Origin of the sequence: Bradyrhizobium centrolobii (genome assembly GCF_001641635.1) — a bacterium.
Classification (GTDB): domain Bacteria; phylum Pseudomonadota; class Alphaproteobacteria; order Rhizobiales; family Xanthobacteraceae; genus Bradyrhizobium; species Bradyrhizobium centrolobii.
Window position 1 is genome coordinate 19,239 of sequence record NZ_LUUB01000121.1, and the last position, 8,395, is coordinate 27,633.

Here is an 8,395-nt window from a genome sequence, read left to right on the forward strand (position 1 = left end):
GCCCAGTTTGCCTGATCGGCCATAGCCGGATAAGACGGCCTCACCCAACCCTTGGAATCGACCCCCGGCATGCGAATTCTCTGTACCAATGACGACGGTATCCACGCCCCCGGCCTCAAGGTCGTGGAGGAGATCGCGCGTGCGCTGTCTGACGATGTCTGGGTTGTGGCCCCCGAGCTCGACCAGTCCGGCGTCTCGCATTCGCTGTCGCTGAACGATCCCTTGCGCCTGCGCGAGGTCGGCCCTCAGCACTTTGCCGTGCGCGGCACGCCGACCGACTGCGTCATCATGGGCGCGCGCCACATCCTGGGCGCCAAGCTGCCCGATGTCGTGCTGTCCGGCGTCAACAAGGGCCGCAACGTCGCCGAGGATGTGGTCTATTCCGGCACCATTGCCGGTGCGCTTGAAGGCACCATCCTGGGTCTGCCGTCGTTCGCGCTGTCGCAGGAATTCAGCGTCGAGACGCGCGATCGGCCGCCGTGGGAGACCGCGCGCAAATTCGGGCCCGACATCCTGCGCAAGGTGATCGCCGCGGGCATCCCGAAGGACACGGTCATCAACGTCAATTTCCCGTCCTGCGCGCCGGAGGATGTCCTCGGCATCCGCGTGACCCGACAGGGCAAGCGCAATCTCGGCTTCCTCAGGATCGACGAGCGCAGGGACGGCCGCGGCAATCCGTATTTCTGGATCGGCTTCGAGCGCACCGCGATGCTGGACACGCCCGTCGAAGGTACGGATCTCGCGGCCCTGCGGGAGCGCTACGTCTCGGTCACGCCGCTGAAGCTCGACCGTACCGACGAGGCTTTCTCCGAAGCGCTCGGCGCGGCGCTGAAATAGAGGCTAGCCGCCGCGAAGGGCGGCTTCGATGGTCTTGCCGAGCGCGTCGAGCTGAAACGGCTTCTGAAGCGCCGGCCGGTCGCGATATTGCTCGGGCAGGCCCGAGGAGCCGTAGCCGGTGGCGAAGATGAAGGGGCAGCCTTTGGCCTTGATCAGGTCGGCGACTGGCGAGATGACCTTGCCGTTGACGTTGACGTCGAGAATGGCGAGGTCGAACTCGATCGACTGGGCAAGCCGTATCGCCTCCGTGATGTCGCCCGCCTCAGCCGCGACCTTGTAGCCAAGCTCTTCCAGCATATCCGCGACCATCATCCTGATCATGACCTCGTCTTCGACGAGGAATACAGAACGGCCCGAAAGCCTTGTCGCAGTCATCAGTGAGTCCTTGCCCATTCGCGCAAACGTTCGCAGATAACGCCAAGTGAAGCAATGCGCGTTTCGGCGAATGGAAATCTGCAAAATGACGATCGCAGTTGATCCGTTGCTCGCCGATTGTGGTCAAATGCTGCGCCAAAAGGCTATCATGAGTTCCTGAGCCGGAACAAGAATCCAGGCTTGGGCACTGCGATCCGAAGCACCGAACCTGGACCTCAAGAGACGAACACAGGCACATGGCCTCCCATCAGCAGCCGCCGGAAAAGATGATGTTTCAGCTTACGCTGCGACGTCGGGGGATCAGCGATCAGGCAGTGCTGCGCACCATGGAGGAGGTGCCGCGCGAGCTGTTCGTCGACGAGGCGGATCGCGAGGATGCCTACCGGGACAGCGCGCTGCCGATTGCCTGCGGACAGACCATCAGCCAGCCCTTCGTCGTCGCCTACATGACCGAGCAGCTGCAAGTCCAGAAGCGGCACCGCGTGCTCGAGATCGGCGCCGGCTCCGGCTATCAGGCCGCGGTGCTGTCGCGGCTCGCGGGTCATGTGCTGACCGTCGAGCGCTACCGCAGGCTTGCGGATGCCGCACGCGCGCGGCTCGAGAAGCTAGGCTATCACAATGTCGAGGTAATGCTGGGCGATGGCCTCAACCTGCCCGCCAATATCGGGCCGTTCGATCGCATCATCGTCACCGCGGCGATGGAGCAGATTCCGGAGAACCTGATCGAGCGGCTCGAAGTCGGGGGTGTCCTGATCGCGCCGGTCGGACCGCACCAGGGCGTGCAGACCTTGATCCGTCTGACCCGCGGCGAAGCGGGGGTCGAGCGCAAGGAACTCGTCGATGTCCGCTTCGTGCCGGCGCTGCCCGGCGTGGCGCGGGAGCTGTAGATTCCCGGATCGGCTGTGCCGCCAACATCTTATTGGGAGGGTTAAGCCGTTATTTACTCGGCGCGTGTTTACTTAAAAGACCAGTTCTGTTGCGTACGAGTGAGTAACCATGTCCGCTGTCGCCGAGTTGCTTTACTCGCGCCGCGTGCCGCAGGTCGCGGTGCTGGCGCTGATCTCGTTCGGTTTCGCGGGGTGCAGCGCCGATATGTCGTCGCGGCTGTCCCAGTCGAATTTCTCCAATCCTTTCGCCTCCGAGTCGACCGGTTCGGTGCAGCAGGCACCGCCGCCGCAGCGTGAGCTGCCGCAATATGCCCGGCCGCAGACGCAGCCCGGCTCCTACCAGTCTCAGCCCCTGCCGCCGCCCGCGGTTGCGGCGCCGCAATCCTATCCGGTCTCCGGTGGTGGCGTTTCCGGAGGCGGGCGGGGGGTCAGCTCCTATGCGCCACCAGCCCAGCCGCATCTCGATACCACGGCCACCGTGCCGCCGCGCTCGGTCGCCGCCGCCCAGCCGGCCGGCGGGACCAAGATCATCGTCGGCACCAGCGACACGCTCGACGTGCTCGCCAAGCGCTACCATGTCACGCCGCAGGCGATCCTTGCCGCCAACGGCTACAAGGGCCCGCGCACGCTGTCGCCCGGCCAGCAGCTGATCATCCCGCATCCGACTGCGACGGCCGCTCAAGCTGCGGTCGCCGCCGCGCCCGTGATCTCGCCTGCAGCCAAGCCGGTTGCGTCTGTTGCCGCGCCGCCGAGCATCCACTTCGTCAATCGCGGCGACACGCTCGCCAGCATCGCGCGCAAGAACCATATCTCGGCCGCCGAACTCGCCCGCGCCAACGGCCTTGCGCCGTCCGCGAAGCTCAAGCTCGGCACCAAGCTGACCGTGCCCGGTGCCAAGACCGCCGCCGTCGCCGCGCCGGCGCCGGCTCTGGTTGCGCCGGCACCCGTTGCGGTCGCCCAGCAGCCGGCCGCCGTCGCGACCGCGCCCGCCACCAAGGTTGCGGCCGCCGCGCCGATGCAGAGCGCCCGATTGGCCCAGGCCACAGCAAACCTCGAAGAGAAGCCCGCCGAGACACCGGCGAAGGCTGCGGAGGCCACCGGTGCGCTGCCGACCTTCCGCTGGCCGGTGCGCGGCAAGGTGATCACGACCTACGGCGCCAAGACCAACGGCAAGGCCAATGACGGCATCAACCTCGCGGTGCCCGAGGGCACGCCGGTCAAGGCGGCTGAAGACGGCGTCGTTGCCTATTCCGGCAACGAGCTGAAGGGTTATGGCAATTTGGTCCTGGTTCGGCACTCCAACGGCTACGTCACCGCATATGCCCATGCGAGTGAGCTGTTGGTGAAGCGTGGTGATACCATCAAGCGCGGCCAGGTCATTGCCAAGTCGGGTCAATCCGGGGAAGTGGCGTCGCCGCAGCTCCACTTCGAGATCCGCAAGGGATCGAGCCCGGTTGACCCGCTTCAATTCCTGAACGGGGCGTGAGGCGCGCGCCCTGACAGCAGGGCACGCGACCACCGTAACAACGCCGTCATCGCCCGCGAAAGCGGGCGATCCAGTATTCCAGAGACGGTTGTTATTAAGCCGATAGGCCGCGGCGTCCTGAATTCCCCGCTTTCGCGGGGAATGACAGTTGTGATTGGGGCTGCAGATTCGCGCTAATTCGCCGTCAGTTTCACGCCCAGCCGTCCGGCGAGCTCCTGCACGAATTGCCAGGCGACACGGCCTGAGCGCGAGCCGCGCGTCGTCGACCATTCCAGCGCCTCGCGCTCCAGCTCCTCGTCGGCGATCTCGATGCCGAAATGGCTGCAATAGCCGCGGACCATCGCGAGATATTCGTCCTGGCTGCAGCGATGGAAGCCGAGCCAGAGGCCGAAGCGATCCGACAGCGAGACCTTCTCCTCGACCGCTTCGCCGGGATTGATGGCGGTCGAGCGCTCGTTCTCGATCATCTCGCGCGCAAGGAGATGGCGGCGGTTGGAGGTGGCGTAGAGGATGACGTTCTCGGGGCGGCCCTCGATGCCGCCTTCAAGCACGGCCTTGAGCGACTTGTACGAGGCGTCATTGCCGTCAAAGGAGAGGTCGTCGCAGAACACGATGAAGCGGAAGGAGGAGGCGCGCAGGCGCTCCATCAGCGAGGGCAGGCTCTCGATGTCCTCGCGGTGGATCTCGATCAGCTTCAACCTGTCAGCGGCCTTGCGGTCGGCATTGAGGCTGGCGTGGGCCGCCTTCACCAGCGATGACTTGCCCATGCCGCGCGCGCCCCAGAGCAACGCGTTGTTGGCCGGCAGGCCGTTGGCGAAGCGCTCGGTATTTTCCATCAGGATGTCGCGCATCCGATCGACGCCCTTCAGCAGGAACAGCTCGACACGGCTGACCCGGGGCACCGCCGACATGCGGCCGTCCGGATGCCAGACGAAGGCATCCGCGCGCTCAAAAGACTCGGCCACCGCGGCCGGCTTCTGGGCGGAGAGGTGCGCTGCAATGGTCTCCAGTGCGCGGACGATGCGCTCCTGGGAGAGGTCGACAGGGGCTGCCGTGGGGCGTTTTGCCGCGACGCGGGCGGGCTTTGGGGCAGGGGTCTTGGGGCCGTTGCTGGCCGGGCTTTTGCTTGGTTTTCTGGGCATGTCCGAAGTTCCTGAGAACGCAGCCTTATCGGGCCTCAACGGCCGCCGCAAGGTGGCCAAATCGACGGTCTGGCAGCGTTGCAATTGGGGCGGTGGCCGCTATAGTCCGCGCGAATTTGACCGAACCGGTCGCCCCAAGGGCCTGACCGGCTTTCCCCCGTTCTCACGAGGATCGTCCGAATGCTGATTACCCCTGCGTATGCCCAGGCTGCGGGCGCCGGCGACACCAACAGCATGTTGATGTCGCTGCTGCCGTTCGCCCTGATCTTCGTGATCATGTACTTCCTGATTCTGCGCCCGCAGCAGAAGAAGGTGCGCGACCATGCCGAACTCGTGAAGAACATCCGTCGCGGCGACACCGTGGTGACCTCGGGCGGCCTCGTCGGCAAGGTCACCAAGGTCGTCGATGACGACCAGATCGAATTCGAAATTTCCGATGGCGTGCGCGTGCGACAGATGCGCCAGATGATCTCCGGCGTGCGCGCCAAGGGCGAGCCGGCCAAGGAAAGCGCCAAGGACGACACCTCGGCAAAGTGAGCGCTCGCGCGAGCCTCAAGAGTCTCCTGATCTGACAGGTCCAGTCGATGTTGTATTTCACGCGGTGGAAGGCGCTGGGGATTATCCTGACAGCGCTGATCGTGTGCCTCTGCGCGGTCCCGAACTTCTTCCCCGAGGCGCAGGTCAAGACCTGGCCCGCCTGGGCACAGCGCCGGCTCGTGCTCGGCCTCGACCTCCAGGGCGGCTCCTACCTGCTGCTCGAGGTCGATTCCAATTACGTGAAGAAGGAGAAGCTCGATCAGGTCCGCGACGACGTCCGCCGCGCGCTGCGCGAGGCCAAGATCGGCTACACCGGCCTCGTGACCCGCGGCGATGCGGTCGAGGTCCGGGTCAAGGACACCGATCTGCAGCCGGCGCTCGCCAAGCTGCGCGACCTCGCGCAGCCGATCGGCGGCTTGCTCGGTTCGAGCACGCAGCGTGACCTGGACGTCACCGATGCCGGCGGCGGCCTGATTNGGCTTGTGCTGTCGCAGCCCGCCATGGTCGAGCGCATGCGCCGCACCATCGAGCAGTCGATCCAGATCGTCGAGCGCCGCGTCAACGAGCTCGGCACGGTCGAGCCGGTGATCCAGCGCCAGGGCAACGACCGCATCCTGGTGCAGGTGCCGGGCCTTCAGGACCCGACGCATCTGAAGGAGCTGCTCGGCAAGACCGCGAAGATGGAGTTCCGGATGGTCGACACCTCGGTGTCGCCGGACCAGGCCCAGCAGGGTCGGCTGCCGCCGGAATCGGAGCTCCTGATGAGCGCGAGCTCGCCGAAGGTGCCCTATGTGGTGAAGAAGCAGGTGCTGGTCTCCGGCGGCGAGCTCACCGACGCGCAGCCCGGCTTCGACCAGCGCACCAACGAGCCCATCGTCAGCTTCCGCTTCAATTCGGTCGGTGCCCGCAAGTTCGCGCAGGCCACCCAAGAAAACGTGGGCCTGCCGTTTGCGATCGTGCTCGACAATGAGGTGATCTCGGCGCCCGTGATCCGCGAACCGATCACCGGCGGGCAGGGGCAGATCTCCGGCAATTTCACCGTCCAGTCCGCCAACGATCTCGCCGTGCTGCTGCGTGCCGGCGCGCTGCCGGCCCCGCTTACGGTCGTCGAGGAGCGCACCGTCGGTCCCGGCCTCGGCCAGGACTCGATCGAGAAGGGCGAGCTCGCCGCTTATGTCGGCTCGATCATGGTCATCGTATTCATGCTGTTGACGTACCGCCTGTTCGGCGTGTTCGCCAACGTCGCGGTGGCCATCAACGTCGCCATGATCTTCGGCCTGCTGTCGCTGCTCAACGCCACGCTGACGCTGCCGGGCATCGCCGGCATCGTGCTCACCGTCGGCATCGCGGTCGACTCCAACGTGCTGATCTATGAGCGCATCCGCGAAGAGTTGCGCGGCGGCCGCAACGCGATCTCGGCGATCGACGCCGGCTTCAAGCGGGCGCTTGCCACCATCCTCGACTCCAACATCACGACCTTCATTGCCGCTGCGGTGCTGTTCTACATCGGCACCGGCCCGGTGCGCGGCTTCGCCGTGACGCTCGGCATCGGCATCATCACGACGGTGTTCACCGCCTTTACGCTGACCCGGCTGATCGTGGCCGGGTGGGTGCGGTGGAAACGGCCGCAGAGCGTGCCGATCTAGGAGCCTGACCGTGACTCACTACGTTCTCATCGGGCTTGGCATCCTGATTGCCGTCCTCACCGTGGTCGCCGCGCTCGGCCTCCTGCCGTCGCTGCGCATCGTCCCGGACAATACGCATTTCGACTTCACGCGCTTTCGCCGCATCAGCTTCCCGATTTCGGCAGCGCTGTCGATCTTCGCGATCACTTTGTTCTTCACCCATGGCCTGAATTTCGGCATCGACTTCCGCGGCGGCACGCTGCTGGAGGTGCAGGCCAAATCCGGCACCGCCGACATCGCCGCGATGCGCGCGACGCTGGACGCCCTGCACCTTGGCGAAGTCCAGTTGCAGCAGTTCGGCGGCCCGGCCGATGTCCTGATCCGCGTCGCAGAGCAGCCCGGCGGCGATGCCGCCCAGCAGGAGGCCGTGCAGAAGGTCCGCGGCGCGCTCGGCGATTCCGTCGAATATCGCCGCGTCGAGGTGGTGGGACCGCGCGTTTCCGGCGAGCTGCTGGCCTTCGGCATGCTCGGCCTGATGCTCGCGATCGTCGCGATCCTGATCTATCTCTGGTTCCGCTTCGAATGGCAGTTCGCGCTCGGCGCCATGATCGCCAACGTGCACGACATCGTGCTGACGATCGGCTTCATGTCGATCAGCCAGGTCGATTTCGACCTGACCAGTATCGCGGCGCTTCTGACCATTCTCGGCTATTCGCTCAACGACACCGTCGTCATCTACGACCGCATCCGTGAAATGCTGCGGCGCTACAAGAAGATGCCGATGCCGCAACTCCTGAACGAGTCCATCAACTCGACGCTGTCGCGCTCGATCATCACCCACGTCACCGTGACGCTGGCGCTGCTCGCGCTGCTGCTGTTCGGCGGCCAGGCCATCCACAGCTTCACCGCGGTGATGATGTTCGGCGTGGTGCTGGTCGGCACCTACACTTCGATCTTCATCGCCGCGCCGATCCTGATCTATCTCGGCGTCGGCACGCATCGTGAAGACACAGCGGATACGGCTGCGCCGGCAAAGAAAAGCCGGCCATGATCCGAACCGCGCGCCCTCGCACGAGTTTGCGAGGGCAGTAAGCCAATTCGGACGAAGCTCATGGCCGGCGATCCCAACGCTCCGCATTTCCCGCGCTCGGCACCGATCGAGGCCTATGGCAAGGGCGGCTTCGCCTTTGCCGGCATGTCGCATCGCGGCTCGCTGCTGTGCCTGCCCGACGCGATTTGGGCCTGGGACGTGACGGATCCCACGAAGATCGACCGCTATTCGCTGGATAGGGTCTTCGCTACTGCCAACAGCATCGACACGCTGCTGATCGGAACCGGAACCGGCGTATGGCTGCCGCCGCCGGAATTACGCCAGGCGCTCAAGGCGGTGAGGGTGGTGCTGGATACGATGCAGACCGGTCCCGCCGTGCGAACCTACAACATCATGATCGGCGAACGGCGGCGCGTCGCGGCCGCCCTGATCGCCGTGCCATGAGCAGCGCGGCG

Annotated in this window: 8 protein-coding genes and 2 pseudogenes; 8 read left to right on the forward strand and 2 right to left on the reverse strand. The window is 65.4% G+C overall.

Going from position 1 to position 8,395, the window contains the following annotated elements; genetic code table 11:
* The first annotated feature begins 69 nt into the window (after window positions 1-69).
* Window positions 70-837 carry a 5'/3'-nucleotidase SurE gene (gene surE, locus AYJ54_RS43055; RefSeq protein ID WP_063708552.1) on the forward strand — a complete coding sequence of 256 codons (768 nt, stop codon included), beginning with the start codon at window positions 70-72 and terminating at the stop codon, window positions 835-837.
* Window positions 838-840: 3 nt separating this feature from the next.
* Here the strand turns inward: surE and AYJ54_RS43060 are convergent, their stop codons facing one another.
* A complete protein-coding gene (locus tag AYJ54_RS43060) occupies window positions 841-1,212 on the reverse strand; it encodes a response regulator (protein WP_063708613.1) in 372 nt (123 codons plus the stop codon).
* 236 nt (window positions 1,213-1,448) lie between these two features.
* Here AYJ54_RS43060 and AYJ54_RS43065 point away from each other — a divergent pair, with 236 nt between their 5' ends.
* Together AYJ54_RS43065 and AYJ54_RS43070 are read left to right on the forward strand one after the other, a co-directional pair.
* A complete protein-coding gene (locus AYJ54_RS43065; protein WP_136624324.1) occupies window positions 1,449-2,099 on the forward strand; it encodes a protein-L-isoaspartate(D-aspartate) O-methyltransferase in 651 nt (216 codons plus the stop codon).
* A 109-nt stretch (window positions 2,100-2,208) separates the two neighbouring features.
* Entirely contained in the window at window positions 2,209-3,585 is a 1,377-nt protein-coding gene (locus AYJ54_RS43070; RefSeq protein ID WP_063708553.1) for a LysM peptidoglycan-binding domain-containing M23 family metallopeptidase, read from the forward strand.
* A 173-nt stretch (window positions 3,586-3,758) separates the two neighbouring features.
* Here AYJ54_RS43070 and AYJ54_RS43075 read toward each other — a convergent pair whose 3' ends face one another.
* A complete protein-coding gene (locus tag AYJ54_RS43075) occupies window positions 3,759-4,727 on the reverse strand; it encodes an ATP-binding protein (protein ID WP_063708554.1) in 969 nt (322 codons plus the stop codon).
* A gap of 180 nt (window positions 4,728-4,907) precedes the next feature.
* Here AYJ54_RS43075 and yajC point away from each other — a divergent pair, with 180 nt between their 5' ends.
* From yajC to AYJ54_RS43095, 5 genes and pseudogenes are all read left to right on the forward strand, one after another.
* Complete coding sequence (gene yajC, locus AYJ54_RS43080) at window positions 4,908-5,264, forward strand: preprotein translocase subunit YajC (protein ID WP_063708555.1); 357 nt, start codon at window positions 4,908-4,910, stop codon at window positions 5,262-5,264.
* A 47-nt stretch (window positions 5,265-5,311) separates the two neighbouring features.
* Window positions 5,312-5,740, forward strand: a pseudogene (locus AYJ54_RS53260) (protein translocase subunit SecD); the annotation flags it as partial.
* Window position 5,741: 1 nt separating this feature from the next.
* Window positions 5,742-6,910, forward strand: a pseudogene (secD, locus tag AYJ54_RS43085) (protein translocase subunit SecD); the annotation flags it as partial.
* A gap of 10 nt (window positions 6,911-6,920) precedes the next feature.
* Window positions 6,921-7,940 (forward strand): protein translocase subunit SecF, encoded by a 1,020-nt coding sequence (gene secF / locus AYJ54_RS43090; protein WP_136624325.1) that lies wholly within the window; start codon window positions 6,921-6,923, stop codon window positions 7,938-7,940.
* Window positions 7,941-8,000: 60 nt separating this feature from the next.
* Complete coding sequence (locus tag AYJ54_RS43095; protein ID WP_063708558.1) at window positions 8,001-8,384, forward strand: Mth938-like domain-containing protein; 384 nt, start codon at window positions 8,001-8,003, stop codon at window positions 8,382-8,384.
* Window positions 8,385-8,395: the final 11 nt, after the last annotated feature.

What these genes read in the sequence shown, in the direction of transcription:
- AYJ54_RS43065 (WP_136624324.1), top strand. Translation starts at nt 1,449, where the DNA reads ATGGCCTCCCATCAGCAGCCGCCGGAAAAGATGATGTTTCAGCTTACG.
- surE (WP_063708552.1), top strand. Translation starts at nt 70, where the DNA reads ATGCGAATTCTCTGTACCAATGACGACGGTATCCACGCCCCCGGCCTC.
- yajC (WP_063708555.1), top strand. Translation starts at nt 4,908, where the DNA reads ATGCTGATTACCCCTGCGTATGCCCAGGCTGCGGGCGCCGGCGACACC.
- AYJ54_RS43095 (WP_063708558.1), top strand. Translation starts at nt 8,001, where the DNA reads ATGGCCGGCGATCCCAACGCTCCGCATTTCCCGCGCTCGGCACCGATC.
- AYJ54_RS43060 (WP_063708613.1), bottom strand. Translation starts at nt 1,212, where the DNA reads ATGACTGCGACAAGGCTTTCGGGCCGTTCTGTATTCCTCGTCGAAGAC.
- AYJ54_RS43070 (WP_063708553.1), top strand. Translation starts at nt 2,209, where the DNA reads ATGTCCGCTGTCGCCGAGTTGCTTTACTCGCGCCGCGTGCCGCAGGTC.
- AYJ54_RS43075 (WP_063708554.1), bottom strand. Translation starts at nt 4,727, where the DNA reads ATGCCCAGAAAACCAAGCAAAAGCCCGGCCAGCAACGGCCCCAAGACC.